Origin of the sequence: Rhizobium mongolense subsp. loessense (assembly GCF_900099775.1) — a bacterium.
Classification (GTDB): Bacteria; Pseudomonadota; Alphaproteobacteria; order Rhizobiales; family Rhizobiaceae; genus Rhizobium; species Rhizobium loessense.
In genome coordinates this window covers 391,469-417,784 of the sequence record NZ_FMTM01000002.1, presented here as the reverse complement: position 1 = coordinate 417,784, position 26,316 = coordinate 391,469, and the positions used below count along the sequence as shown (strand labels likewise).

Here is a 26,316-nt window from a genome sequence, read left to right as displayed (position 1 = left end):
CAATGGCAAAGCGTTCTCTCAGTCGCACCATACTACCGACCCTGCTGACATATCTCGGGCTCGCGGTTGGTCTGGTCTTCGCCGGCTTTCCGATCCTGTGGATGTTTTTCACTTCTTTGAAATCAAACACCGAGATCTTTGCCCTGCCGCCGCGGCTGCTGCCCGACCATTTCACGAACGTCGCCTACCTCTCGATCTTCAACGACCCAACGAAGATTCGTTTCTTCCTCAACAGCTATCTCGTCGCGGGAGTGGTAACACTTCTGACGTTGCTGATCGCCATTCTGACGGCCTATGGCTTCAGCCGGTATTCATTTCGGTTCAAGAATACGCTGAACGTGTTCATCATCAGTACGCAGACCGTTCCGCCGATCACGCTTTTGATCCCGTATTTCGGGATGGTTGTCGCCTTCGGCATTTTTAACACCTATTTTGCGCTGATTTTGACGTATATGGTCTTCACCTTGCCTTATGCGATCCTTCTGATGACCGGCTACTTCAATACCCTACCAAGGGAGCTTGACGAGGCGGTACTCGTCGATGGCGGATCAAGTTGGACGGCGCTGTGGCGTGTGATCATCCCACTGTCAGTGCCTGGCATCGTCGCGACCGCAGTCTATACGTTTCTGCTGGCATGGAACGAATTCCTCTTTGCTCTGACTTTGACGAAGTCGATGGATATGCGGACTGTTCCCATTGGGATCGAGTTGCTTATGGGCCAACATGCCTTCGAATGGAACGAGATGATGGCGATGAGCGTACTAGGATCGCTCCCGCTGTTGGTCCTGTATCTGATCGCCCAGCGCTACTTCCTCGCGGGCATGGCAGCCGGGTCGGTAAAGAGCTGAGGAGGCGCGCAGCCGGGCGGGATGGTCCCGGCGCCGGTTCGAATATGAAACAATCGCTGGTAGCGCTGCCCGAAAAAAACTCGCCGCCTTAAACATCGTCAATCAAACCGAGTGGGCAACCCGAGCTGCCCCACATTCGCGTGTTGTTTTAATCTCCCTGGACGCTCGCGGATGTCAGCGTGTTGAGTTCCGCTGTGATCTGAAACGCCTTTCCGTTCCTAACTAATTATGGGGCACCCGCCAAATGGCAGATGGGGTGAGCGAGACTAACCTAGTTTGGAATAATTACGCAGCGTTTTAGAAACCAACATTCCCGTCAGGCCCGTGGCGCCCGTCCTGCGACCGCCCCAGCCGCGATGGTCAGGACGAATTCATCGAGTTCGCGTTCTAGCCGATCAGCTGGCAAGCCGACGAAACGCGCTTCCAGGCTGATGCTGATCACCCCATGCACCGCCCCGAACAACGTGCGAGCACGAATTGCTCTATCCTCTGTAGACATATCCGGTTGCAGTTCGGCGAGGGGCTCAGCGATCACGTCCATCAGGAATAGATGTTCATCGAGATGCCACTGGGGCGTTGGACTGCCTTCGGGCGGATAGTGATCGAACAGTGCTTTCCACAGATTACGATGGGCAAGCGCAAACTTAAGATACCCCTGTGCCAAATTCCGCAGTCGATCGGTCGGGGTGCGGTTTTTGACTTCGGTAAGAGCCAACGATTCCTCCAGAGCTTTAAGCGTTGAGGAGTTGACCTGGATAATGAGCTCATTGAGGTCAGCAAAGACTGTATAAAGACCTCCCAACGCACAACCGGCATCCTGCGTGACGTCGCGTGCACGCAAGTTTGCGAGCCCTTCGTTGGCTATCCTGTTGCGCGCGGCGTCGATTAACCGGGCCTTCAGGTCCTCGCGTTTTTCTTCTCTTCGACTGGCCATCAGCCACTCCAATTTCATTCGTGAACGTTGTTCAAAAAAAGCTTGAACAATGTTCACAGTTGTGGCAAAACCACTTCGTGAACAACGTTCATAAATGGGAGACTCGAAATGTTCAACTTAATTGTTACACTGCTGCGGGGCAGGGCGCATGACGCCGAACGTGCTTTCGCCGACCGCAACGCCATACCTCTGCTCAGTCAGCAAACTCGCGATGCGGCAAACGCCGTCCAGTCTGCCCGCCGTGCAGTGGCGGTGGCAATTGCACAAAATGAGCAGGAAAAGAGCCAGCACGCCACGATCATGTCCCGGATCGCTGATCTCGAAACACGCACTCTTGTCGCATTGGAAAAAGGCAGTGAGGGTCTTGCCCGCGAAGCGGCCGACACGATCGCTTATCTCGAAGCCGAGCGGGATGCGTCGGAAAAGGCCCAAGCCCAGTTCACAACGGCGATTGCCAAGCTGAAGGGGATCGTGCGTGCCGCTGAAGCGCGATTGCAGGATCTGCAGCGCGGCGAGCGGCTCGCCCGTGCAACGGAACAAGCCCAGAAACTTGATCTCGCCGCTGCCGGATCTGGTCTTGCCACACTCGACGAGGCTGAGGAGACCCTTGCGCGCCTTCGCGCTCGTCAAAGCCAGAACGATACGATTGCCTCCGTGCTTAAGGAGATGGACAGCACGCCTCGCTCTGCCGGAATCATCGAGAAGCTTGCCAATGCCGGCTGTGGTGCGCCGTTGCGGTCATCGGCTGATGATGTGTTGGCGAGGCTCCGCACTCGTATCAACAACGCTGCCTGAACGCATTTCACTTAACAAAAGGACTATGATGATGAACGACAGTTTCCAGAAGCATTCCTCCAGCTGGGTCAGCTTTTCATACATTTCCTTCGGCACGGCAGCTTTCATGCTTACAGCCGGCCTTTACATGATGCCGCTCGACCTCTGGGGCAAAGGCTATCTCGCCATGGGCATACTGATGCTGGTGCAAACGACGGTGAACATCACCAAGACGCTGCGCGATAACGCCGAGTCGGAGAAGTTGATCCGCAAGATCGAGGACGCCAAGACTGAAAAGCTCCTCGTCAACTTCAATCGTGGCAACGAAAACTAAGACTTCTTAACCACACCACAGAGTTGTTTCTGTCCGCAATTTTTGCGTAACAACTCTGTGGCTTTCTCATGCGATCTAACGGGGAAACAGCCATGCACGGCAATCTTATGACATCGAGGAAGTTCGCGCCGTTATTCTGGACGCAGTTTCTCTCGGCCTTCAACGATAATTTCCTGAAGCAGACGCTTATCTTCCTGATCCTTGCGCAGATGGCCGCCGAGGGAGCTTGGCTCGTGACGCTCGCTGGCGGAATTTTTATCATTCCATTCCTGCTGCTTTCGGCGCTGGGCGGCGAGCTTGCCGACAAATATGACAAGGCGCAGATGGCCGAAATCCTCAAGCGTTGCGAGATCGCAGTCGCGGCGATCTCCGTCATCGGTATCGCGCTGTCGTCGATCTGGGTCCTTATGCTGGCTCTTTTCGGTTTCGGAGTCATCGCGTCGCTCTTCGGCCCGATTAAGTACGGCATTCTTCCCGATCATCTCGAACGCCAGGACTTGCCAAAGGCCAACGCCTGGATCGAGGGCGGCACCTTCATAGCCATCTTGACGGGCACGATCGTTGCAGCGCTTGCCTTCACGAACGGCGAGAATGTCCGGGTGTTCGGACCGATGATGATGGGGCTTTCGGTGCTTTGCTGGTTCGCCGCTCGCATGATCCCCGCCACGGGTTCAAAAGCGCCCGAGCTTGTTATCGACAGGAATGTCATCCGCTCGAGCGTCACTCTCGTCAATGAGCTTCGGGAAGACAAGCGGATCTGGCGCTCGGCGCTGATGAATTGCTGGTTCTGGTTCGTTGGCGCATTCGTCATGTCGATGCTGCCCTTCATGGTTACGGAAATCCTTGGCGGTTCGGAGATCGTCGTCCCCGCCTATCTTGCCGTTTTCGCGATTTCCATTGCAGTCGGTTCAGCGATCGCCGGCTGGATGTCGGCGGGCCGTGTCGTCTTGCTGCCGGCGCCAGTCGGCACCGTCATAGTGGCACTGTTCGGAATAGATCTCGCTTGGAACCTGTGGGGCCTGCAGTCCGCCTCTCATGCTGAAACCATCACCGCGTTCTTTGCCGGCGCAAAGACCATGCGCGTGGCGATCGATCTCGCCGGTATGGCCGTCGGGGGCGCATTCATGGCCGTGCCGACGTTCGCGGCGATGCAGGCCTGGGCAAACGAAGCCCGCCGTGCCCGTGTGATCGGAGCTGCGAACGTTTTGTCCGCGTTATTTATCACAACCGGTCTTGCGCTGGTCGCAGTCTTGCAAGCCGTCGGTGTCTCCGTTCCGATGATCATTCTAGGCCTTTCGCTCATCAATGTCGGCGCTGCCTGGATGATGTTGAAGACGCTGCCCACCAATCCGTTCCGTGATTTCATTTCCGTATTGTTCCGTGCCTTCCTGCGCCTTGAGGTGGAAGGTTTGGAGAACATCAAGAAGGCTGGTCGGGCACCGATCATTGCGCTCAATCACGTGAGCTTTCTTGATGGAGCACTGGCGCTTGCAATAACTGAGGAAGAGCCCGTTTTCGCCGTCGACTACAAGATAGCTCAGGCTTGGTGGGTTCGTCCTTTCCTGAAGATGTGCAAATTCCTGCCGCTCGATCCGACGAAGCCGATGGCGACACGGTCGCTCATCAAGATTGTCAACGAGGGCAATGCGATCGGCATCTTTCCCGAGGGACGCCTGACGGTGACCGGGACGCTGATGAAGGTCTACGACGGCGCGGCTATGGTTGCCGACAAGACAGGATCGATGATCGTGCCCGTCCGTATCGACGGGCTTGAGAAGAGCTACTTCTCGCGCCTTTCGGCTGGCCAAGTGCGCCGTCGCCTCTTTCCTAAGGTCAAAGTGACGATCCTTGAGCCGGTGAAGCTCGACGTTCCCGCAGACATCAAGGGCCGCAAGCGCCGTGTCGCCGCAGGCGCGGCCCTGTACCAGGTCATGTCGATGTTGATGTTCCGTACGACGAACACCAATCTGACGGTCCTGGACCGTATCATCGAGACGGCTTTGGAAGGAGGTGGTGGGAAACTTGCAGTCGAGGATCCGATTAGCGGCCAGCTCTCCTATGCCAAGCTTCTCACCGGCGCTTCGGTTCTGGGTGCCAAGTTCAAGGCGTTGTTTCCCGATGAACAGACGCTTGGCGTCCTGCTTCCAAACGCCAATGGCACTGCTGCGACTGTTCTCGCTGTGATGTCAGCGGGCAAGGTTCCGGCGATGCTGAATTTCACCGCCGGCGCCGCCAACATCTTGTCGGCGTGCAGGGCGGCAGAGGTAAAGCAGGTTCTTTCCTCACGTGCCTTCGTCGAGCAGGGCAAGCTTGGTCCCGTGATTGCCGAGCTCGAAAAAGAGATAAAGATCGTCTGGCTCGACGAGCTGCGCACGACAGTCACCGTCGTGGACAAAGGTCGGGGCTTCCTCAACAGGTACACGCCGCTGGTCAAGCGCAGCGCCGATGATGCCGCCGTGATCCTGTTCACATCTGGTTCGGAGGGAACGCCGAAGGGTGTTGTTCTCACCCATCGCAATATTCTCTCAAACGCCGCCCAGGCGGCCTCGCGCATCGACTTCCATTCCGGGGATAAAGTCTTCAATATCTTGCCGGTGTTTCATTCATTTGGTCTGACGGCGGGGACCGTTCTGCCATTGGTCTCGGGCGTGCCGGTATATTTCTATCCGTCGCCGCTTCACTACCGCATCGTGCCGGAACTGATCTACACCTCCAACGCGACCATCATTTTCGGGACCGATACTTTCCTGAACGGCTATGCGCGAACTGCGCACCCTTATGACTTCCGATCGATCCGCTACATCTTTTCGGGTGCCGAGCCCGTCAAACCATCGACCCGCGAGACCTATATGGAGAAGTTCGGCCTGCGTATCCTTGAAGGCTACGGTGTTACTGAGACGGCACCCGTGATCTCCCTCAACACGCCAATGTTCAACCGCTCAGGCACCGTCGGCAAAATCATGCCCGGCATGCAGTGGAAGCTCGAGCCCGTTCCGGGTATCGATGAGGGTGGTCGCCTTTTCATCCGCGGCGCCAATGTCATGGCCGGCTATCTCCGCGCTGAGAACCCTGGCGTTATCGAGCCGCTCCCGGATGGCTGGCATGACACGGGTGACATTGTCACAATCGACGAAGATGGCTTCGTCAGGATCCGTGGCCGTGCCAAGCGCTTCGCCAAGATCGGCGGCGAGATGATTTCGCTCGCTGCCGTCGAGGCGCTTGCCGGCCAGTTGTGGGCCGGTGCCCTTTCGGTCGTTTCATCTATTCCGGATGCAAAGAAGGGTGAGCGACTGGTGCTGCTGACAGATGCGCCAAACGCTACTCGCGCCGAATTCGCTGCCTTTGCCAGATCCAAGGGAGCGATGGATATGATGGTTCCGGCGGAAATCAAAATCGGCAAGGTACCAGTGCTGGGTTCGGGAAAGGTGGATTTTGTTGCAGCGAGCAAGATTGTCCAACATTTGAATCCACCGCAGCACGCTGCATGATGCCTCACACAAGGCTTATATAAACGACTACTTCAGCATGGAAGGACCTGTAGGGGTAGGGCGCTAAGCAAAGCGGAGTTTCCGCTGATAGTCCTATTTGCGTAAGCGATGGGGTGGGCGCCCACTCGACGGCATCGACGTGCCAGAATGGTTGCGTTGGAACACGAAAGAGGCAAGCGTGCCCGTGGCGTTGTCCGTCGTCAACCTGTGCAAGGGCACAGCCATGCGACTTGAGCTTCAAGGACGACTCCTTGCGATGGGTCCCCAGGTCGATGTCACGAGCGATGACTTCGCCGCCATTGCCGACGCGGATCGTCGTCAGGTAGCCGACCGGCTGGCCGGCCCCTTCAATCGTATTCGAAGGCGAGGCCGAGCCTGTGTTGACCGACCAGAACCTAAAGATCAGAAGCGGTAGGTAACACCTGCGCCGATCAGCCAGGGATCAAGCTTCGCCTTGCGACAGCGGAGGGTTGCGTCGAATGGCGAATAGGTAAGATGGATGCGCAAACTGGTGTGATTATGCACGGACGTTTGCACGCTTTCGACGCAGAGCATCGACCCTGGCGGAGGCAGGATGTCTCATTTGTTCGATTGCAGAATTTAGCATGCTCTCGCTCAGTGCACACGGTGGGGTCAAACGCTATGGAGAAACACAGTTAGCGCTCCGTACCCTTCCCCAAGTATCGCCGCCCTCACGGAGAGCGGCGATAAAATGAATCGTCTTAGGCGTTAGGCCGGCAGTTGGAAGATCCAGTTTGCGATCAGGACTATCGCCAGACCGCCAGCAAGTGCGACATAGGGAAGGACGCCCGCCTTTTTTGTGCCAAGGTCCTGACCAGTCAGGCCCAGATCGTCCATCGCTCCCGCAGGAAATTTGCCGCCGTCCCGCACATAATGGCGATAGGCAAAGACCGGGAGGATGACGGCGGCGAAGGCGAAGCCAACCCAAAGTGCGTTGGCATAACCCCAGACCTTTGCGCCGGCGCCTAGGAAAAGGGCATTGACGAAGGCGAGAACCGTGTTGAGGCCAATCAGCCAGCTCGGCGCCTTCCAGGGACGTTCGATGTGACCGGAATCCATGCGATGGATCCAACCAGAGTTCAGGTTGAGGAAATTGAAGATAATGTAGCCGACATTCGAGACGGCGAGCACGAAGAAGTAGCCGCCGACATCCGATGCGATCGCCAGAAGGAAGAGATTGAAGCCGAAGTCCGTCCACATGGCGCGGGTCGGCGCGCCGTTCTCGTTCACATGATCGAGGTATTTCGGCAGCCAGCCATCTTTGGCGCCCTGATAGAGCGTGCGTGAGGATCCCGCCATCGCCGTCATGATCGCCAGGAAGAGGGCCATGATCATCAGGACGACGAGAAGCTGGGTGATGATGCGGCCCGCGCCGATCAACCCACCGAGGGCTTCCGCTACACCCGTACCGTCGACGATTCCAGGTGCCAGCATGCCGGCATGGCCGAGCACACCCTGGAAGGCGAAGGGCACGAGGAAGAAGAACAAGCAGCATGCAAGTCCGGAATAGAAGATCGCCTTGAAAGTATCGGTCTTGGGGTTCTTCAGTTCCCGGGTATAGCAGACGGCGGTTTCGAAGCCGTAAGTAGACCAAGCGGCGATATAGAGGCCGCCGAGGAAGAGTGTCCAGCCGCCGTTGCTCCATGTACCGTCCGCGTCTGAATATGCTGCTGTTGGCGGAAGGAGGCCCGTGACGTTCGCAGCAACGATCTGACCGCTGAGGATTGGGTAGATGCCGATCAAAAGCAGAGGCACGAGCACGATGATCGCCAGCCACTTCTGCACGCTTGCGGTTTCCGAGATGCCGCGATGCTGGATGGCGAAGATGATCAGCATCAAGATGCCGCCGATGAAGAAAGTGGCGTTGATGTTGGCGGTAGCGAGGAACGGAATGCTGAAGCTTACGAGCGACCAATTGCGGATCGCGGGCGTCAGCGCCGCTACTGCATCCGTGCTCAGCAAGGCTTTGATGGCATCGTCCGGCGCCGTGCCGGCATGGGCTGTTATGTATTCTGCGACGCGCGGGCTATCCGCCGTGATTGAAGCGGCATGCGCGGCAATCCAGTCGAGGGCTGCTTGCGAGTCAGCTGCCGGAATCGGAAAAAATGCATTGAGGATATAACCGGCGGCGATGGCGCAACCGAGCGAAAGCACCGGCGACCAGGCAAACCAGTTGCACCAGACCGAAAGCGGCGCAATGAACTTCGAATATCGCAGCCAGGCGGTCGCGCCATAAACGGAGGCGCCGCCGGATTTATTGCCGAACATGCCGGCGATCTCTGCATAGGTGAAGGATTGCAGGAAGCCCATGATCATGGAAATGATCCATACGACGAAGGCGAGCTTGCCTGTCGTGCCTGCAATGCCTCCAATGGAGAAAAGGACGAGCGGCGGCACGCCCGCAGCCACCCAGAATGCACCCTTCCAGTCGAGGGCACGTATAAGCTTACCTTCGGTGCCGGCCGATATCCCGGCGTCCACTACGTCTGTCATTGCTGAAGTTCCCCATTCGATTGTTCCGGACGTCTCTTCGTGCGTCTCCCTGAACGTGCCTCTCCCGGCGTTTCCGGGGCCAGCCTAGTTTGGGCGATCCGCGTTCCCGCACGGATTCTGAGCTTTGGCCCTTGATGCATAGTGAAGATATTTTCTTTTTAGTCAATATGGGTTTACTTTCCGACGGCATTTTGTAACGTTGTTTAGCGGGCGAAAGCTCGCCGCTTCCAACCCCATGAGGGTCAAATGCGAGATCTCCATCCGGCGATGACCGGTGTGCGGCCGGCTTCCCCCAGCATCGTCCGCTATCCGGGCATTCGAGCGTTGCCGCAGGGCACGGAGCGCTACCGCGTCAAGGGCGGCGGCTCGTTGGTCGTGCGCGTCGAGGTCGGTGACCACGTGACCGTCACCGACATGGAAGGCGGTCAACCGTGTGAACTTTCCTTTGTCGATGAGGCTGGGTGTTTCTTGTCGGCAGGTCTCGGCGCGACGTTCACCAATGCCGCCGAGGGGCTGAAGGCCATCCTGTCGACGGGGGAAGACAGCGCTATCCGCACCCGCGCTGCGCTTGCCCGTCGCGGCGCTGATCTTGCGGCGGCTGGTGCGCTACGTCTCTTCGGAGCGGCAGCGACGCCGCGAAGCTCCGCTGAACTCACCATCACCTTGAAAGGTCTCTTGATTATTGCTGCTCCCGCAGGCGTGATGTTGCCGGAGGCTCAGGATACGTCGACGCCGATCGAGATTAGGATCAGGCGGAGCCAGCTCACTCACGATTATTCCTCGGCCTTGCCCGAGCCGATGGCCGATCCGATCGAGGATATCCGCATCAAGGCGGCAACAGCTTCAGCCTATTTCGTCCGCGCTGGCGAATTTATTCAGATCATCGACGTCTATGGGCGGCAATGCACAGATTTTCAGGCTTTCGCCGCCCGCAAGGTGGATAGAGGTCTCGATCTGGCCCTGGATTCGACGGTCACCCGCACCCTGCTCGGCCGCAGCTACCCGATCCCCGGCCTGCCGTCAAAGGCGTTCGATCGCGATTTCGAACCTCTCGTGGAGATCGTCCAGGACACGGTCGGTCGTCACGACGCCTTCGCGACTGCCTGCAACTCTCGCTATTATGACGATATGGGCTATCCCGGCCACCTCAATTGCACGGACAACTTCAATGCCGCGTTGGCGCCGTACGGGATTGCGCCTCGCAAGGGCTGGGAAGCGCTCAACTATTTCTACAATACAAACATCGATCACAACAACCAGCTGTACCTCGATGAGCCTTGGTCGCGCCCGGGCGATTATGTGATGATGCGGGCGCTGACCGACCTCGTCTGCGTATCCTCTTCATGTCCAGACGATATCGATGCCGCCAACGGCTGGGATCCGACGGATATCCATGTCCGAACCTTTTCCGGAAAAGAGAAATTCTCACGAGCGGTAGCCTATCGCATGACACCTGACTCCGACGCTGAACTGACGCGCGAAACCGCCTTCCACCCACGCCTTTCGGCACTCACGAGGGACTACGCGGAATATCGCGGCTACTGGCTGCCGAACCGCTTTTCCTCCGAGGGGCCTGTCGAAGAATATTGGGCCTGCCGGGAGAGGGCAGTCGTCATCGACCTCTCGCCGCTGCGAAAATTCGAAGTGACTGGTCCCGATGCCGAGGAGCTGCTGCAATATTGCCTGACGCGCGACGTGCGTAAGCTGTCGACCGGACAGGTTGTCTATTCGCCCATGTGCTACGAAAACGGTGGCATGATCGATGACGGTACGCTTTTCCGTCTTGGCGACAAAAACTTCCGCTGGATCGGTGGTGATGATGCAAGCGGCATCTGGCTGCGTGAGCAAGCAGAAAAGAAAGGCTTTAGGGCCTGGGTCCGCTCCTCAACCGACCAGATGCACAATATCGCTGTGCAGGGACCGAAGAGCCGCAATATCCTGAAGGAAATCATCTGGACGGCGCCGCGCCAGCCGGCGATCGGCGAACTCGAGTGGTTCCGGTTCACGGTTGGGCGCATCGGGGACTTCGAAGGCGCGCCTGTCGTCGTCTCGCGCACCGGCTATACGGGCGAGCTCGGTTACGAGATCTTCTGTCATCCGAAGGACGCGCTTAAAGTGTTCGACGCGGTTTGGAAGGCTGGCGAGCCGCATGGCTTGAAGCCTATGGGTCTCGAAGCGTTGGACATGGTCCGCATCGAGGCAGGGCTGATATTCGCCCATCACGAGTTCACCGACCAAACCGACCCATTCGAGGCCGGCATTGGTTTCACCGTGCCGCTGAAATCCAAGGCGGATGACTTCATCGGCCGCGAAGCGCTGATCCGGCGCAAGGAGCATCCGCGTCATCTTCTGGTTGGGCTCGACGTGCAGGCCAATGAGGCGGTTGGCCATGGAGATTGCGTTCACATCGGCCGCGCTCAGGTGGGGGTGATCACCAGCGCTACCCGCTCACCAGTCCTTGGGAAGACCATCGCTCTCGCCCGTATCGACGTCACGCATGCGTCTGTTGGAACGGCGGTGGAAATCGGCAAGCTGGACGGCCACCAGAAACGCTTGCCGGCGGTCATAGTACCGCTCTCGCATTATGATCCTGAGAAGACGCGGCCGCGCGCTTAAACTTCAGCTCGACTTGAGCTGGGCGTTCGAGATCGCGCGGGCGGCCTCTTCAGAGGCGTTGGCAAGCGCGCGCATTTCGGCTGCAAGCACTGCAAAGCCTGACCCTGCCGTACCGGCACGTGCTGCCTCGATGCCAGCATTGACGGCGAGCAGTTTCAAGTAGCGCAGTGATTGCAGGATCTCATTGGTTTTCGACGCCGTGACGCGCATACCAGCCGTCTGCTCGTCGATACGCTGGTAAAGGGACTCAATGTTTATGATGCTGCCTTCGAGGTAGAGCAATTCGCCATTCTCGTCCCAAACACCGCCGCCGGTTTCCGTCACCCAGATGAAATTCCCCTCCCGATGGCGGATCCGGTACTCCATCGTCCAGTCGGTACGCCGTGCGAGCGCCAGGCCGACGACCTGATCCATGATCGGCACATCCTCCTCACACATGATGGAGGTGAAGGTCCGCGTCCGGTTGCCGATGATCTCGTCCGCGGGATGGCCGAAGATGCGCTCGATGCCGTTCGTCATCTCCAGCATAGTGTAGTTTTCGTCGGCACGGCAGCGGTAGAGAAATCCGCTCATGCGGCTAAGAATGCTCGTTTGAAAATCCATCAAGGCCACGTTCGAAGTGAGTTGCAGGTGAAATTGCTTCGTCTCATTTCAAAAAACGACGAAAGGGTTGCGATGAACGATCTTTTCGCGGTTGAGGGAGGACTTGGAATGCTTCAGTTGCGCAGATACTCTTCCATCGAATCGTCGAGAGCTTCGACCCAGGGCGTATGGTGCCTCGGCGACATATTGCCGGTCATTAGTGATCGATAGGCGTGATCACGAAAGCCCATGATATTTTCCGCCTTATGGTGTTCCCATTCCATGAAGGTTCTATTCGTGCCTTCGATGTCGAAGCTCGGGTAATCGGTCTCGCCGAGCAGCTCTTTCACATAGTCACCCTGATACCAGATCATCTGCTCGGCATCTTCGAGCGTCTCCTCGCGGGCACGCCACATGTCGAAATTAGCCTTTAGTTCTTCTTCCGGCGGCAGCTTGATGCGGCCCATCATGACGTCGCGCGCCCACCAGGCTTGTACGTCGAACATGTTGAAGGTGTAGAACTGGTCCTGCATGCCGATGTAGAAGAGCTGGGGGTTCTTGTCGAAAATAACGCCCTTGTAGAGGCCGTCTGCCCAGAGCCGGTTGGCAGTCCTCAGCCGTAACTCGTCCGGCAGAAACGGAAAGTGGTGCTGGTAGCCGGTGCAGAGGATCAGCGCATCGACTTCCTTCATTGAGCCGTCGAGAAAATGCGCAGTCTTGTTTTCGAGCCGGGTCAAGAGCGGCCGCTCCTCGAAATTCTCCGGCCATTTGAAGCCCATGGGTTTCGACCGGTAGCTCGTCGTTACCGACCTGGCGCCGTATTTCCAGCATTGCGAACCAATATCCTCGGCCGAATAGCTACGGCCGACGATAAGGATGTCCTTGCCCTTGAATTCCAGCGCGTCACGAAAGTCGTGCGCATGTAAGACACGGCCGTTGAAGGTCCTGACACCCTCAAAATAGGGAACGTTCGGCGTCGAGAAATGACCGGTCGCAACCACGACATAATCGAATTCCTCGTCATACATGCGGTCCTCGATGCGGTTGTGGGCCGTCACCGTGAATTTCTTCGTCTCCTCGTCGAAGCGCACCATGCGCACGGGCGTGCTGAAGCGCACCCAATGGCGTACATTCGCCTTTTCGACACGGCCCTTGATGTAATCCCAAAGCACCGCGCGCGGAGGATAGGAGGCGATCGGTTTGCCGAAATGCTCCTCAAAGGAATAATCGGCGAATTCCAGGCACTCCTTCGGTCCGTTCGACCAGAGGTAGCGATACATGCTGCCGTGGACAGGCTCGCCATATTCGTCAAGCCCCGTGCGCCAGGTGTAATTCCAAAGCCCGCCCCAATCTGCCTGCTTTTCATAGCAGACGATCTCCGGGATTTCAGCGCCCTTCTGGGCGGCCGATTGAAAGGCGCGCAACTGTGCCAGTCCCGAGGGACCGGCGCCGATAACGGCAACTTTTGTCATGAAGAATTCCCCTCTTGATATATTGCATTGCTTCGGCGCATCGTCGCGCGTTAATCCGGGAAGATGCCGGGGCTGGTGGGCGCCCCGTCGTCATATTTCGAAAGCCAGTTGATCGTGTCCTCGCGGTAGCGGGTGAGCCCCTTGTAGTCGATGAGTTCCGGCGGCAAGGTTCTCAGCACGCGTGGCATGCGTCGCGCCCATTTCGGCACGGTGACCAGCTCGCCCATGTTCATGAGGTAGCAGCGGATGACGAAGAGGATGGCGTTCGAACGCGGCAGGCGCCACAGGCTCTGCAGCTCGACGCGCAGATGCACCTTCTCGCCAACATTTTCTGGTGTCACGGTCGTGCGATCCGGCCCCCATTTGTGGTAGTTTTCTGGGCTGGTATCGAGCCGTGGATTGATCGTCATCGTCCAGTTGAATCGGCGCGTCGGCTTTCCCTGCTGCAGGTTCAGGAGGAATTTTAACGCTCGGTCGAAGACGCCGATCTGGTGGGCGAGTGGCACGGGTCCGTGCCACTCCATGAAATTCATGCCTATGTCGAAATCGAGCGACCAGTCGGCCTGGGTCGTCACCATCCCGGCATCCATCCAAAGATTGCCGTGGCGCTGGTCTACGATGCAAAAATCACCCTGCGCCTGCCGCGTGATATATTCGAAGGGCTCGTACGGCAGCGTCGAGACATCGCCGAAGGTGAAGGTGTCGTCGATGCCGAGCGGCCGGTTGATCCAGCGCCACTCGTCGCCATTCCTCGTGAGGGTGAAATGCTCGGGATAGCCAGCTGCCTGCTCTTCCATCAGAAGCTCGAGCGCATCCCACTGCGCGGTCATCATATGGGGGAGGGCCTGGTAGCGGAGCGGATCCTCCTTCAGCACCAGCATACGGTCATGCATCTCTGCGACGTAATGCTCATCGACGTCAATCAGGTTTTCGAAGACCGTCCCCGGTCTGCCGCGCACGTGCGGCTCCATGTTGACGGAATACATGTACTCGTCGCGATCGAAGGGAAACGGGAACCGGCTGATGTTCTCCGGGCTGTTCCGGTAGCTGAAATCGTCGCGGAAACTTTCCTGCTTGAAGGCGATTGCCATGTCGTTCTCCTTGTTCCGCTTTCAGGGCCATTAGAGGTCGAGATGCAGCGTTTTCCCCTCGAAGCGGGAGACGCAGATCATCACCTTGCGGCCGGCTGCTTTTTCCTCATCGTTCAGGTAGACGTCGTGATGCAGCAGCTTGCCATCGCAGGTGACGACCCTCGTCTCGCACTGACCACAGGCACCACCTCGACATAGGAAAGACGCATCGACGCCCGCCGCTTCGATGGCCTCCAGCATGCTTTCGTGATGGCCAACCCTCACGGTCTTGCCGGAGCGCACGAGCTCGACGGTGAAGGGCTTTCCCGGCAACGAGGAAAGGAAGCGCTCCGAATGTAGGTTCTGCTCCGGCCAGCCGGCCTCTATCCCGGCCCTTAAAACGCCGTCGATCATCCCCGATGGGCCGCAGACGTAAAGATGCGTGCCGAGCGGTTGGCTGTCGAGCAGACGGCCGAGCGGCATCGTTATGCCTTCGGCGTCGCAATAGATCTTGATCCGTTGCGAGCCGTAGCGCTCGGCCAGTTCCTTCCAATAGGCACCGCGATCGCGCGTGCGCACGGCATAATGCAGCTCGAACTTGACGCCTTCGCGGGTGAACTGCTCCATCATGGCGATGAAGGGGGTGATGCCGATACCGCCGGCGATCAGCAGATGCTTGCGGGCCCGCCAATCCGGCTGGAAAAGGTTGACCGGATAGCTGACCTTCAGATTGTCGCCTTCCTTGACCTTCTCATGCATGAAGGTGGAGCCGCCCCGCGAATCTTCGACATGCAGGACACTGATCTCATAGGCCGCGCAATCATGCGGCGGCGACATCAGCGAATAGGCATTGCGACGCAGGTGGCCATCATCATTCATCGAAACAATGATATGCGCACCGCCTGAGAAATATGGCATCGGCTTGCCGTCCAGCCGCTCGAAGCGGAAGCGCTTGATGCGCTCGGCAACCGGCGTCACCTTCGTCACGCGAACGGGAACTTCAGTACCACCGCTCAAAGGAACAACTCCTCAGGATCGGGCGCGCTGCCCGGCTCTTCCGCATCGATGTTGACGCCCTGAAAGGCACCGAGCCGTCGCGAATAATGATCACGCACGAGAAGCATCAGTCGGCAATGGCTGCAGGTGAAAGGGCTGACAGTCACGTCGTCAGTGATCCCTTTGCAATGCACGCACTGGACACGCCGTGCCAGCGAGCCGCGATGTTCGGTGATGATCGAGGCGTAATCCATGCCATGTTCGAGCCCCACCGTCATGGCCTGTCCGATGAAACCTTCTGTTCCAGCGATATAGAGGCGAATGCCCATGTGGGCGCTTGCCAGCAATCCCTTCAGGCGGAAGAGGAGCGTCGCAATCGTCGGCGACGTCCAGAAGACATCTGTGCCAAGCTCGAGTAGCGCTGTGTCATGGCCCTTGCCCTTCGACCCGGACGTGACATAGAGGATTTCGCTCCGTGACAGGATCGTTTCGTCGAGGGCCGGTTTCTGGTCGGTGAGCGCCGTCGCACCCTCACCCTCGAGCGCGAAGATATGCCGCTTGGCATGCGGCTCGATGGTCAGACCTTTGTAGACCGGACGGCTCTTGATGCCTGCAACGAGCATGGCGCGCTCCCTAACCCAAGGCGGTTCGCTTCTTCTTTTCCGGATCGTCAAAGGGAAGCGTATGCGCGCTGGCCATGGCCTTCACGCTCTTGCCGCGCACTTCGAGCTCCGTGCCATGAACAGCCTTGTCGACATCGAGGCGAGCGATCGCCATAGATTTCTTCGTCAGCGACGAATAGCTAGGGCATGTGATGATGCCGACTCTTTTGCCGTCGGCCCACACCTCATCGCCAAGATCAGCCGGGCCATCGGTATCGATCAGCATGCCGAAGATCTTGAAGCGTTCCTTGCCTTTGAGGCGCGCGTGCTCCTCGGCACCGCGGAAGCCGGTCTTGCCGGGACTGACGGTAAAATCGAGGCCAAGTTCCCAGAGGCTGTCGCCGGGCGGCTGGTCGGCAAAGGGATACATCTGCGAATTGTCATAGGGATAGAAGAGCAGATAGCTTTCGACTCGCAGCATGTCGAGCACGCTGAAGCAGCAGGGAACAATGCCCATTTCTTTGCCCTCTTCGACGATCCGGTCCCAGACCATGACGGCATCCTGGCCGCGCACGAAGATCTCGTAGCCACGCTCACCGGTATAGCCGGTGCGCGAGATCATCACCGGAGCGCCGAAGAGCGTCGCTTGCACGTGATGGAAATATTTGAGGTCGCGGATACCAGGCACATATTTGGCGAGGTAGTCGACCGCCAAAGGTCCCTGGAGCGAGAGGTCATGCAGATCGTCGTCGAACAGCACTGCACAATTGCGGCCAGCCGCCTGCTTGACGACCTCCTCGTGACCGGACCCGGAGCCATGCACCAGCATCCAGGAATTCGGGCCTGTGCGGTAGACGATGCAATCGTCGGTGAAATGACCGCGATCATTTAGCATCGTGGCATAGACCGAGCGTCCGGGGTAGATCTTCGTCATGTCGCGGGTCGTGACGTAGTCAAGCACGGCGATGGCATGGGGGCCGACCAGATGCACCTTCTTCAAGCCGGAGACATCCATGATGCCGGCCTTGGTGCGGACGGCGACGTGCTCTTCCGACATGTCCTTTTCATAGGTCCAGGCGGTTCCCATTCCGCTCCAGTCCTCAAGCTTCGATCCGAGAGCGCGATGCCGATCCGCCAAGGCGGAGAAACGCCAAGATAAAGCCATTCTCGTTCCCTTTTATTTCTTCTACGGAATATTTGTTTCCTCACTATATTCGTCTTTTGCGTCGTGGCAAGCCTGCCTGAGCAGGGATTCCTTCAAATCTTCAGCGGCGTCTGCCCCACCGCGCGTTGGGCCGCGATGACAATGTTGGCCATCAGCATGGCGATGGTCACCGGTCCGAGGCTGTCTGGAAGCGGGTGATGGTGCTTGCGACCGTTGAGGGATCTCTCTCGACGGCGAGGTCACCGACGAACCGGGGCCTTGGCCCTTGTCCGGTGCGCCAGCAGCGTTGATGCCGGGCGTCGACAGCCGCGGCGAAACCGGCTTGGCTCGTAGCTGCCAGGGCTTGCCCGGGGGGACGGGATTTCGTTCGCGTTCGGAAAGGACCAGCGGGCCTTTGTGGTCAACTTGTAAGAATAGTTTGTTCTTTTGGAGCAACCTATTCCGTCTTGCCACGCTGAGGATAACAGATGATTGAGAGGTAGCGACTCGGCAGTTTGACCAGCACTTCCGGCCCGTGCGGCGCATCGGCGTCAAAGAACAGGCTGTCGCCCGGCTGCATCGGAAAAAGCTGGTCGCCGTGGCGATACACGACTTCACCTTCCAGCATGTACAGAAATTCCATGCCCTCATGTTGAAATGTCGGGAAGACGTCGGAATCGGCCGTCAGCGTGATGAGATAGGGTTCGACGATAACGCCGCTGGAATTGTTGTCGATATGTCCGAGCAGATTATATTGATGTCCCGCCCGCGTGCCGCGCCGCTCGAGCTCGATGCCTTGGCCGGCTTTGACGAAGACAGCATTATGCGGCTCCTCGTAACGCCGGAAGAAGGCGGTAAGGGGCACGCCGAGGGCGCGGGAAAGAGATTGCAGCGTAGTGAGCGATGCCGAGATATTGCCGTTTTCGATCTTCGAGAGCATGCCGAGTGAAATGCCGGTTGCGGCAGCAAGATCGGTGACCGTGATGCCGAGCCTCTTGCGATAGGCGCGAACCTCGTGGCCGATCGCCATTTCGAGGTTGTTTTCCTTCGGTTCGCGGACAGCATGCGGATCCTGGGAAAGGGCGATCCGGTTCCCGTGCGGCTGCTCCGCTTGGCTCAATTTGTCATCGGGCTTGGCCTTCATGGATGACCTTTCGCGTTTTCCTCTCCCCGGACATCCTATCGCCATAGTGAAATTTTCTCAACCGTGAAGAAAGTCAGGATACTGCCGAGACGGTCCGTGATAGCGCTTTCATCGATGTTCAATGCGCTAGAGCGTCCAGTCCTCCCAACTTTGGATTTCGCCAGCTTTATCTTCGCGGCAAATCGTTTCCAGCGCCAACGAGGCACGACTAGAGTGCCGTTGTTTATGCCGCAGGATTGCAAATTGGCGGGACGGCAGAGGGAAGCGCGCCTTTACCAGCAGACCTTGCGCCAAGAGGGGCGCGGCCACGGCTCCAGACACGACTGTCGCACAGATGCCCTCTCTTGCCGCCGATATGACCGCCTCATTCGACGGCAGCTCAAGCGCAACAGCCAGGTCTGCAAAGCTTATTCCGGCATTGGAAATCGCGGTCTCGAAAGCCGATCGGGTTCCGGACCCCTTTTCTCGCATGACCCATTTTGTGCCCGAAACCAGGTCCACTGGTGCAACCGGTTTGCCAGTTGCCCAAGGATGGCGCGGACCGACGACAACAAGAAGTTCGTCCTCGGCGAGAGACTGAAAAGACAGCGCCGGCTCCTCGACGCCGCCTTCGACAAAACCGACTTCGGCCAATCCATCGACAACCGCCCTTGCCACCGTGGTCGTGTTGCCGATCATGAGCTTTAGGTCGATGCCCGGGTAGCGGATCTTGAACCGCATCAGCATCGCCGGTAGCCAATAGCTCGCGATCGTCTGGCTTGCAAAAACGACGAGTTCACCCTTTTGCAACCCGCCGAGATCGGACAAGACGAGGGCTGCGGCCCTCGCACGGGCGAGCGTAGCTTTTGCCTCTCCGAGAAACACCCGACCTTCATATGTGAGCTCTATGCGGCGTCCGACGCGATGGAAAAGTTCGACGCCATAGGAGGCCTCGAGATTGCGGATTGCCGAGCTGACGGCCGATGGCGTGAGGCCGATCACGAAGGCCGCCTTGGTCAGATGCTCGCGTTCCGCAACAGCGACGAAAATGGAAAGCTGTTCGAAAGTCATGATTCCATCCGTTCGATTTTCCCGAACGAACTCTACGGAACTATTCAATAGAAGTCGATGATCGGGTGTGTGACAGTGTAGCCATTCCGCAAGGTCCTACCGATGCTCACGTCAGCCGCACGCTCCCTATCGCTTCCTTCAGCCCTGCCAGGACTCATCCTTTGTGCCGCGGTCGCACTCGCTGCGCATTTCGTTGAGCAACTGCAGATGATGATTTTTGGTTCGCATTGGATTGAGAGCCTCGTGTTTGCCATTCTGGTCGGCATTGCCGTTCGCTCCTCGGTCCGCCTGCCGCAGAGTTTCATTCCCGGCATCCAATTCGCCGCCAAGACGCTTCTCGAGATTGCGGTCGTGTTGCTGGGCGCGTCGCTCAGCGTGGCTGCAGTCCGGCAGGCTGGACTGCCGCTTGTCGGCGGAATTGCGATTCTGGTTGCTCTGTCTTTGGCAGGCAGCTTTCTCATAGGGCGCCTCTTGGGGCTCTCGGCCAGCCTGGCGACGTTGGTTGCTTGCGGCAACTCAATCTGCGGCAACTCTGCGATTGTCGCCGCAGCGCCCGTGATCGGCGCCAAACCGGACGACATCGCGGCCTCAATAGCCTTTACCGCGCTGCTTGGCGTCGCTGCAGTTCTAACGCTGCCAGTTCTTCACGTGCTCTTTGGTCTCACCGCCGTACAATATGGCGTTTTCGCAGGGCTGACGGCCTATGCGGTCCCGCAAGTATTGGCGGCCACGGCCTCTGCCGGAGCCGTCAGTACCCAGGTGGGCACGCTCGTCAAACTGATCCGCGTGATGATGCTCGGACCCGTCATCCTTCTGCTTGGCGCAGTTCATGGCCGCCGACTTGGCGACTCCCCAGTCAAACTTCGCCATGTTCTCCCATGGTTCATCATCGGTTTTGCAGCCATGGCGGCGCTTCGCTCCCTGGATGTCATCCCGACCCCGCTGCTTTCCGGGATGTCGGCTGCCTCCACCGCCTTCACCGTCACCGCCATGGCCGCTTTGGGTCTCTCCGTCGATATTCGGTCCAGCGCTCAGACCGGCAGCCGGGTACTGGCGGTGGCGGCGCTGTCGCTGTTGGCGCTGGCGGCTCTTGGTCTTTGTCTGATTGGGTTGCTGAAAGTTGCCTGATCGAGGCAACATGCCCAAAATACATGCAAAGATTCCGGTTGCCTTCGAAACGATCAGCGGCTAGCCTGTATATACAGGTGGGGCGGAAACAAAGATCGTTCATGCGGGTCATCTCTTCACAACAAGCTGCGGATCTTCTCGAAGACGGGATGACTGTCGCGGCTTCGGGTTTTGGAGGATGCTGCCATCCTGAGGCAATCACGGCCGCTGTCGAGGAGCGCTTCCTCGCCTCTGGAAAGCCCCGCAACCTGACCCTTCTGTTTGCCGCCAGTACGGGCGATCGTCAGACGCGCGGCATGGGGCACTTTGGCTATGAAGGCCTGGTGTCCTGCGTGATTGCCGGGGGATGGCGCGGAACGCCGCGTCTTGGAAGGCTTGCGGTCGAGGGAAAGATCGAAGCGCATTGCTGGCCGCAGGGCGTCATCGCGCAGCTCTATCGGGCGATCGCCGCCGGTCAGCCCGGTGTGGTCACCCATATCGGGCTCGGCTCTTTCATAGATCCGCTTCATGACGGCGGTCGCATGAATGCAACGACGCCGCGTGCACTCGTCGAGCGTGTGTCGATGCGCGGCAAGGAATGGCTGCTTTATCCGTCGATACCACTCGACTGCGTGCTATTGCGCGGAACGACGGCCGACGAAGACGGTAACATCACCCTCGAGGACGAGGCCTTCCCACTCGACGTGCTCGCCATGGCACAAGCAGGCCGAAATTCCGGTGGTATCGTCATCGTGCAGGTCAAGCGGATTGCTGCGCGTGGCTCGCTGCAGCCGAACGATGTTCGTGTCCCGGCAATGCTGGTCGATTATGTCGTCGTCTGCGAAGATCCGGTCCAGCACGGGATCAGCTTCGTCGAGACCGACAATATCGCCTATACAGGGCGCGTCCGGATGGCGGTGAGCCGCCTCCAGCCGGCGCCGCTGTCGGTCGATAAAATTATTCAGCGACGTGCCTTCCTGGAGCTGGCGCCGCTGAATTTTCCGACGATCAACCTCGGCATCGGTATTGCCGCCGGGATCGGCCGCATCGCGAGCGAAGAGGCATTCGACGATTATACGGTGACGATCGAATCCGGCGTCATCGGCGGCGTGCCGGCCGAGGAATTGTCCTTTGGCGCCGCCATCAACCCGACCGCCATCGTCACGCAGGCATCGCAATTTGACTTTTACGATGGCGGTGGTCTCGATATCGCCTTTCTCGGTATGGCCGAAGTCGATAGACATGGCGCAGTCAACGTCAGCCGCTTCAATAACTCTATCGTCGGGGTCGGCGGATTCACCAATATCTCGCAGACGACCAAGCGCATTGTCTATCTCGGTACATTTTCGGCTGGTGGCGCGCAAATTACTGTCACCGACGGAAGGCTCGACATCGTGCAGGACGGAAGGCTTTGCAAGATTGTCGATGATGTCGACCAGATCAGTTCGAGCCCAGCCTTTGCGCTGGAGGGCCAGTCGCAGCTCGTCGTCACAGAGCGGGCTGTCTTTCGTGTGATCGAGGGACGCCTGACGTTGACGGAGTTTGCCCCCGGTATCGATCTCGCCGCGCATGTTCTCGACCGTCTGCCGAAGGGCGTCGCGGTGTCGGATCAACTCAGGCAAATGGATGCGCGCCTGTTTTCGATCCATGCGATGAAGGATTTTGTCCCATGAAAATCGATGGAGCAGCCATCATTGTCACGGGCTCGGCAACCGGCGTTGGGGCTGCATGCGTGAAGCAATTCGCCGAGGGCGGTGCCCGGGTGGTCGTCAACTACAGCCGCAGCAGAAAAGAGGCCGATGAGACCGGCGATATCTGCCGCAGTCTGGGCGCTCAGGTCGAGGTCGTCCAGGCCGACGTTGCCGATGATACGGCTTGCCGCCGGATGGTTGCGAGCGCCGTCAATCGATGGGGGCGGCTCGACGCCTTGGTGAACAATGCCGCAATGACGGTCAAGTCCGATCCGTTCGATCTGGAGACGCTGTCGGCCGCAGATTTTCAGAACGTTTTCGGTGTCAATGTCATCGGCGCTTATCAGATGTGTCGGGCGGCAGTGCCCGCGATGCGTAACAGCGGCGGCGGTGCGATTGTCAATGTCTCATCCAACGTTGCCTTTACCGGAGGAGGCAGCTCGCTTGCCTATACGGCCTCCAAAGGCGCGCTCAATGCGCTGACCTTGGCCCTGGCGCGCACCTGCGGTCCCGATATCCGTGTGAACGCGGTTTGTCCCGGCATCATCGATACGCGCTGGATGCGCGACACACTCGGGCCAGATACCTATGAAGCCGTTGCCAAGCGATTTTCGGAAACCGCGCCGCTCGGCCGTGTCGCAACACCGGAAGACGTTGCAGGAGCCATTGTCTGGCTTGTTCAGGGTGCGGACTTTGTCACCGGCGAACTGCTTTCCGTTGACGGCGGAATCCGCCTATCAGGTGGCGTTCGCAAACCCGATACATCCGGGGGAGCCGCAAAGTGACGATTTCGGCTCAATCCATCCTCGACTTTCCAATCCCGGAAGCGACACAAGTGGTCAGCGCAAGGGATGCCATCCTTTACGCCCTGTCGGTTGGCTACGGCACCGATGCGCTTGACGATCATGAACTGAAGTACGTCTATGAACGCGATCTCGTGACCGCGCCGACCCTTGCCAATATCGTGGCGCACCCCGGCCCATGGATGCAGCAGACCGGCGTCGACTGGACGCGTTTGGTGCACTCCGAACATCGCCTGACGATCCACCGGCCGGTTCCCGTCGATGTGCCCCTAATCTCCCGTTCACGCGTTTTGTCGGTGGTCGACCGGGGCGTTGAAAAAGGGATGTTTGTCAGCTTCGAGCGCCTGATCGCAACCGCTAACGGTGATCAGCCAGTTGCGACGATCGTCCAGACAAACGCGTGCCGGAGCGACGGTGGATGCGGATCGGCAGGATCTACGCCTGAACCGCTGTCCAAGGTGCCGAACAGACCGCCGGACTTCGAATTCGATGTCGACATCCCGCAAAACGCCGCTCTGCTTTACCGCCTGAACGGCGATCTCAATCTGATGCATGTCGACCCGCAGGCAGCCCGCAAGAGCGGCTTTGCCCGGCCGATCCTGCACGGGTTATGCAGCTTCGGCTATGCGGGTTACGCCATTGTCGCTGCGATCGATCCAAGCATGGCTACGGGGTTAAGCTCGATCGCAGCACGTTTCAGCGCGCCGATCTTTCCCGGTGAAACGATCACCTTGCAGATCTGGTGTAACGATGCCGAAGTCCGCTTCAGGGGCCTCGTTGCTCCACGGGGCGCTACCATCCTCGACAATGGCATCGCGAGGTTGTCATGACGAAAGCGGTCAAACCGGCCGCCGGCGAGGCGCGCCACTATATACGGATCAAGGAGCAGATCCTCACTGAGATCGCCGAGGGCAAGCTTCAGCCGGGAGACCGGGTATCCTCTGAAAGCGAACTCGTGGCGGCATTCGGGGTCAGCCGCATGACTGCGAACCGGGCGCTACGGGAGTTGATGTTCGAGGGTGTTCTCAAGCGGTCGGCCGGGATCGGAACGTTCGTGTCGCCAAAGCACCTCGACGTGGATCTCCTGCAAATCCGCAACATAGCCGACGAAATACTTGAACGGGGTCACAAGCATAAGGCGGCGATCGTCGCGGTCGGCTTGATGAAGGCGGATGCCAACGTTGCCGACGCGCTTGAACTGACCCTCGGCGCCCAAGTGATGCATTCGCTGATCGTGCATATGGAAAACGACCAACCCATCCAGGTCGAGGAGCGCTACGTCAATCCCTTGGTCGCGCCTGACTATTTGTCGACCGACTTCCACAGCATGACGCCGCACGAATATCTGACGAAGGTGGCTCCGATAACGGCGTTCGAACATATCGTTCAGGCCGTCAAACCGGATACGGCGGTGCGCAAATATCTTGGCCTGAAGAACGATTACCCTTGCCTGCGGGTCTTTAGAAGAACCTGGTCGGGTGAGGCCGTCGTGACTTGTGCGCTGTTGTATTATCCCGGCGCGCAATACCGGCTGGAAGCACGGTCCACCAAGGGTCCTCCTAAGCCCGTCGCCATTCTCGGAGAGAAAAAGTGAGCGCCATCGGCCGTCCACCCATCACGTTCAGCGCGGCACCGCCGACGATCGAGGACATCGCAGCGGTGGCCCGTCGTCACGCAAGGATCGAGATATCCGCCGATGTCGAGGCCCGGATTGCGGCCGCACGAGCCGTCGTCGATCGCTATACGGAAAGCGATCTGCCGGTCTACGGCCTGACAACAGGCCTTGGAGCGGGTGTCGATACGCGACTTGCAACGGACGATCTGGTGGCGTTCCAGATGCGTGTGCCGCAAGCCCGCTCGGTCGGTGTCGGAAAGCCGCTTGCAAAGGAATCCGTGCGCGCAATGATGGCCGTTAGGGCAGTCGGCCTGGCGGCGGGCGGTTCCGGCGTTTCGCCGAGCGTCTTCCACGGTCTGGTCGCCGCCATCAATGCGGGTGTTCACCCTGTCGTCCCGTCACTGGGTTCGATCGGTGCAGCGGATCTAGCTCCGCTTGCTCATATGAGCCGGGGGCTTCTAGGCTTTGGCGATGTCGAGCTCGGCGGCGAAGTGCTGCCGGCCGGTATCGCTCTTGAAAAAGCGGGCCTGAAGCCCCTCGAACTAGCACCGAAAGACGGGCATGCGCTCGTCGTGGCCAACAGCCTCTCCATTGGCCTTGCCTGCTTGGCGCTCGAAGACATCGAGCGGCTCTTCGGTTGGTCTCTTAAGGCGATTGCCATTAACTTTGAAGCGTTCCGGGCCAATGTCAGCGCCTTCGACGATCGTGCTTTGGCTGCCAGACCGGCCTTTGGACAGCGCCGTGTCGCCTCTGAGCTCATGGAGATTCTTTCGGGCAGCTCCTTGCTTGCTGCCGATGCAGCAAGACGTCTCCAGGACCCCTTGAGCTACCGCTGCGCCCCGCAGGTCTGGGGCGCATTGAGGCATGCGATAGATGAGGCAAGGCAGGCGACGGAAATCGAGCTCGTCAGTTCCTCCGACAATCCTGTTGTCATCGCATCTGAGGGTGTCATCCTTTCCCACGGCAATTTTGACATGACCGCTTTTGTGCTCGCCTGGGAAAGGCTGGGGCAGGCCATGGCGCATTGCGCGGCAGGTACCGCGTATCGGATCATGAAGATCATGTCGCCGGGCATGTCCGACCTCCCACGCTTCCTGACGCCAATGGGCCAGAGCCGCACCGGTTTTGCGACCGTGCAAAAGACCGTCTCGGCTATGGAAGCCGAAATCCGCCATCTGGCGATGCCGGTTTCGCTCTCGCCCATTCCTGTTGCCGATGGCGTCGAAGACCAGGCGTCGATGGCTCCGAGCGTTTTGGCAAAGGCACAGGCGATCGTCGAGCGCCTTCGCTATCTGGTGGCCATCGAACTGATCGCATCGGTACAGGCCGTCGAGCTGCGAGGCGTCTCAGGCGAACTGGGCAAGGGATCGGCAGAAGCCTATGCCTTTGTGCGCAACTATGTCCCCGCGCTTGAAGAGGATCGCGCGCAGGCGCCGGATTTTGCGACGATTGCCGCATTGATCGGGCTCGGCCCGCAATAAGCCCGGTTCGCCACTGCCACGGCAAGAAGGGCAGGGCGCCGAGTGGTCATG

At 58.7% G+C, this 26,316-nt stretch carries 21 protein-coding genes; 11 read left to right on the top strand and 10 right to left on the bottom strand.

The genetic code is table 11. The annotated features are described in order from the left end of the window. The first annotated feature begins 2 nt into the window (after positions 1-2). Entirely contained in the window at positions 3-848 is an 846-nt protein-coding gene (locus BLP23_RS09635) for a carbohydrate ABC transporter permease (RefSeq protein ID WP_092584652.1), read from the top strand. A 316-nt stretch (positions 849-1,164) separates the two neighbouring features. On the opposite strand, the gene BLP23_RS09630 is transcribed toward BLP23_RS09635, so the two are convergent. After that, positions 1,165-1,782, bottom strand: coding sequence for a TetR/AcrR family transcriptional regulator (locus BLP23_RS09630; RefSeq protein ID WP_092584956.1), 618 nt, complete (start codon positions 1,780-1,782; stop codon positions 1,165-1,167). Positions 1,783-1,890: 108 nt separating this feature from the next. Here BLP23_RS09630 and BLP23_RS09625 point away from each other — a divergent pair, with 108 nt between their 5' ends. The 3 genes from BLP23_RS09625 to BLP23_RS09615 all read left to right on the top strand — a co-directional run bounded on the left by BLP23_RS09625 (position 1,891) and on the right by BLP23_RS09615 (position 6,378). After that, positions 1,891-2,577, top strand: coding sequence for a PspA/IM30 family protein (locus tag BLP23_RS09625; protein ID WP_092584651.1), 687 nt, complete (start codon positions 1,891-1,893; stop codon positions 2,575-2,577). Between the two features lie 31 nt (positions 2,578-2,608). After that, positions 2,609-2,890 carry a YiaA/YiaB family inner membrane protein gene (locus BLP23_RS09620; protein WP_092584955.1) on the top strand — a complete coding sequence of 94 codons (282 nt, stop codon included), beginning with the start codon at positions 2,609-2,611 and terminating at the stop codon, positions 2,888-2,890. Positions 2,891-2,982: 92 nt separating this feature from the next. Further along, a complete protein-coding gene (locus BLP23_RS09615; RefSeq protein ID WP_092584650.1) occupies positions 2,983-6,378 on the top strand; it encodes an acyl-[ACP]--phospholipid O-acyltransferase in 3,396 nt (1,131 codons plus the stop codon). A gap of 729 nt (positions 6,379-7,107) precedes the next feature. Here BLP23_RS09615 and BLP23_RS09610 read toward each other — a convergent pair. After that, positions 7,108-8,892, bottom strand: coding sequence for a trimethylamine N-oxide permease (locus BLP23_RS09610; RefSeq protein ID WP_092584649.1), 1,785 nt, complete (start codon positions 8,890-8,892; stop codon positions 7,108-7,110). Positions 8,893-9,138: 246 nt separating this feature from the next. Here BLP23_RS09610 and BLP23_RS09605 point away from each other — a divergent pair, with 246 nt between their 5' ends. Continuing rightward, a complete protein-coding gene (locus BLP23_RS09605) occupies positions 9,139-11,508 on the top strand; it encodes a trimethylamine N-oxide demethylase (protein ID WP_092584648.1) in 2,370 nt (789 codons plus the stop codon). Between the two features lie 3 nt (positions 11,509-11,511). Here the strand turns inward: BLP23_RS09605 and BLP23_RS09600 are convergent, their stop codons facing one another. The 8 genes from BLP23_RS09600 to BLP23_RS09565 form a co-directional block, all read right to left on the bottom strand. Further along, the gene (locus BLP23_RS09600) at positions 11,512-12,111 is read right to left on the bottom strand and encodes a methyl-accepting chemotaxis protein (protein WP_092584647.1); all 600 of its coding nucleotides are present in this window, start codon (positions 12,109-12,111) and stop codon (positions 11,512-11,514) included. A 113-nt stretch (positions 12,112-12,224) separates the two neighbouring features. Further along, positions 12,225-13,562 (bottom strand): NAD(P)-binding domain-containing protein, encoded by a 1,338-nt coding sequence (locus BLP23_RS09595; protein ID WP_022713951.1) that lies wholly within the window; start codon positions 13,560-13,562, stop codon positions 12,225-12,227. Between the two features lie 50 nt (positions 13,563-13,612). Further along, positions 13,613-14,653 carry a heme-dependent oxidative N-demethylase family protein gene (locus tag BLP23_RS09590; protein WP_092584646.1) on the bottom strand — a complete coding sequence of 347 codons (1,041 nt, stop codon included), beginning with the start codon at positions 14,651-14,653 and terminating at the stop codon, positions 13,613-13,615. 30 nt (positions 14,654-14,683) lie between these two features. Next, positions 14,684-15,649: a PDR/VanB family oxidoreductase gene (locus tag BLP23_RS09585; RefSeq protein WP_092584645.1), complete on the bottom strand. Its 966-nt coding sequence runs from the start codon at positions 15,647-15,649 to the stop codon at positions 14,684-14,686. After that, the gene (locus BLP23_RS09580; protein WP_092584644.1) at positions 15,646-16,251 is read right to left on the bottom strand and encodes a dimethylamine monooxygenase subunit DmmA family protein; all 606 of its coding nucleotides are present in this window, start codon (positions 16,249-16,251) and stop codon (positions 15,646-15,648) included. Before BLP23_RS09580 ends, BLP23_RS09585 begins: the two co-directional genes overlap by 4 nt. Before the next feature lie 10 nt (positions 16,252-16,261). Further along, complete coding sequence (locus BLP23_RS09575; RefSeq protein WP_092584643.1) at positions 16,262-17,395, bottom strand: aminomethyl transferase family protein; 1,134 nt, start codon at positions 17,393-17,395, stop codon at positions 16,262-16,264. A gap of 436 nt (positions 17,396-17,831) precedes the next feature. Next, the gene (locus BLP23_RS09570) at positions 17,832-18,518 is read right to left on the bottom strand and encodes a helix-turn-helix domain-containing protein (protein WP_022713957.1); all 687 of its coding nucleotides are present in this window, start codon (positions 18,516-18,518) and stop codon (positions 17,832-17,834) included. A 126-nt stretch (positions 18,519-18,644) separates the two neighbouring features. Then, on the bottom strand, positions 18,645-19,568 hold the full coding sequence (locus BLP23_RS09565) for a LysR family transcriptional regulator (RefSeq protein ID WP_092584642.1): 924 nt from the start codon (positions 19,566-19,568) through the stop codon (positions 18,645-18,647). Positions 19,569-19,670: 102 nt separating this feature from the next. On the opposite strand from BLP23_RS09565, the gene BLP23_RS09560 reads away from it, so the two are divergent. From BLP23_RS09560 to BLP23_RS09535, 6 genes are all read left to right on the top strand, one after another. After that, positions 19,671-20,696, top strand: coding sequence for a YeiH family protein (locus BLP23_RS09560; RefSeq protein ID WP_092584641.1), 1,026 nt, complete (start codon positions 19,671-19,673; stop codon positions 20,694-20,696). Positions 20,697-20,797: 101 nt separating this feature from the next. Continuing rightward, entirely contained in the window at positions 20,798-22,348 is a 1,551-nt protein-coding gene (locus BLP23_RS09555) for an acyl CoA:acetate/3-ketoacid CoA transferase (protein WP_092584640.1), read from the top strand. Next, the gene (locus BLP23_RS09550) at positions 22,345-23,151 is read left to right on the top strand and encodes an SDR family NAD(P)-dependent oxidoreductase (RefSeq protein WP_092584639.1); all 807 of its coding nucleotides are present in this window, start codon (positions 22,345-22,347) and stop codon (positions 23,149-23,151) included. The genes BLP23_RS09555 and BLP23_RS09550 overlap by 4 nt, the downstream gene beginning before the upstream one ends. Next, positions 23,148-23,999, top strand: coding sequence for a MaoC/PaaZ C-terminal domain-containing protein (locus tag BLP23_RS09545; RefSeq protein WP_092584638.1), 852 nt, complete (start codon positions 23,148-23,150; stop codon positions 23,997-23,999). The genes BLP23_RS09550 and BLP23_RS09545 overlap by 4 nt, the downstream gene beginning before the upstream one ends. Continuing rightward, the gene (gene hutC, locus BLP23_RS09540; RefSeq protein WP_092584637.1) at positions 23,996-24,763 is read left to right on the top strand and encodes a histidine utilization repressor; all 768 of its coding nucleotides are present in this window, start codon (positions 23,996-23,998) and stop codon (positions 24,761-24,763) included. Before BLP23_RS09545 ends, hutC begins: the two co-directional genes overlap by 4 nt. A gap of 5 nt (positions 24,764-24,768) precedes the next feature. Further along, positions 24,769-26,265: an HAL/PAL/TAL family ammonia-lyase gene (locus BLP23_RS09535; protein WP_407691781.1), complete on the top strand. Its 1,497-nt coding sequence runs from the start codon at positions 24,769-24,771 to the stop codon at positions 26,263-26,265. Positions 26,266-26,316 lie beyond the last annotated feature (51 nt).

Bases quoted from the DNA above. Each gene is read 5' to 3' on its own strand.
- BLP23_RS09635 (WP_092584652.1), top strand. From the start codon at position 3: ATGGCAAAGCGTTCTCTCAGTCGCACCATACTACCGACCCTGCTGACA.
- BLP23_RS09630 (WP_092584956.1), bottom strand. From the start codon at position 1,782: ATGGCCAGTCGAAGAGAAGAAAAACGCGAGGACCTGAAGGCCCGGTTA.
- BLP23_RS09625 (WP_092584651.1), top strand. From the start codon at position 1,891: ATGTTCAACTTAATTGTTACACTGCTGCGGGGCAGGGCGCATGACGCC.
- BLP23_RS09620 (WP_092584955.1), top strand. From the start codon at position 2,609: ATGAACGACAGTTTCCAGAAGCATTCCTCCAGCTGGGTCAGCTTTTCA.
- BLP23_RS09615 (WP_092584650.1), top strand. From the start codon at position 2,983: ATGCACGGCAATCTTATGACATCGAGGAAGTTCGCGCCGTTATTCTGG.
- BLP23_RS09610 (WP_092584649.1), bottom strand. From the start codon at position 8,892: ATGACAGACGTAGTGGACGCCGGGATATCGGCCGGCACCGAAGGTAAG.
- BLP23_RS09605 (WP_092584648.1), top strand. From the start codon at position 9,139: ATGCGAGATCTCCATCCGGCGATGACCGGTGTGCGGCCGGCTTCCCCC.
- BLP23_RS09600 (WP_092584647.1), bottom strand. From the start codon at position 12,111: ATGGATTTTCAAACGAGCATTCTTAGCCGCATGAGCGGATTTCTCTAC.
- BLP23_RS09595 (WP_022713951.1), bottom strand. From the start codon at position 13,562: ATGACAAAAGTTGCCGTTATCGGCGCCGGTCCCTCGGGACTGGCACAG.
- BLP23_RS09590 (WP_092584646.1), bottom strand. From the start codon at position 14,653: ATGGCAATCGCCTTCAAGCAGGAAAGTTTCCGCGACGATTTCAGCTAC.
- BLP23_RS09580 (WP_092584644.1), bottom strand. From the start codon at position 16,251: ATGCTCGTTGCAGGCATCAAGAGCCGTCCGGTCTACAAAGGTCTGACC.
- BLP23_RS09575 (WP_092584643.1), bottom strand. From the start codon at position 17,395: ATGGCTTTATCTTGGCGTTTCTCCGCCTTGGCGGATCGGCATCGCGCT.
- BLP23_RS09570 (WP_022713957.1), bottom strand. From the start codon at position 18,518: ATGAAGGCCAAGCCCGATGACAAATTGAGCCAAGCGGAGCAGCCGCAC.
- BLP23_RS09565 (WP_092584642.1), bottom strand. From the start codon at position 19,568: ATGACTTTCGAACAGCTTTCCATTTTCGTCGCTGTTGCGGAACGCGAG.
- BLP23_RS09560 (WP_092584641.1), top strand. From the start codon at position 19,671: ATGCTCACGTCAGCCGCACGCTCCCTATCGCTTCCTTCAGCCCTGCCA.
- BLP23_RS09555 (WP_092584640.1), top strand. From the start codon at position 20,798: ATGCGGGTCATCTCTTCACAACAAGCTGCGGATCTTCTCGAAGACGGG.
- BLP23_RS09550 (WP_092584639.1), top strand. From the start codon at position 22,345: ATGAAAATCGATGGAGCAGCCATCATTGTCACGGGCTCGGCAACCGGC.
- hutC (WP_092584637.1), top strand. From the start codon at position 23,996: ATGACGAAAGCGGTCAAACCGGCCGCCGGCGAGGCGCGCCACTATATA.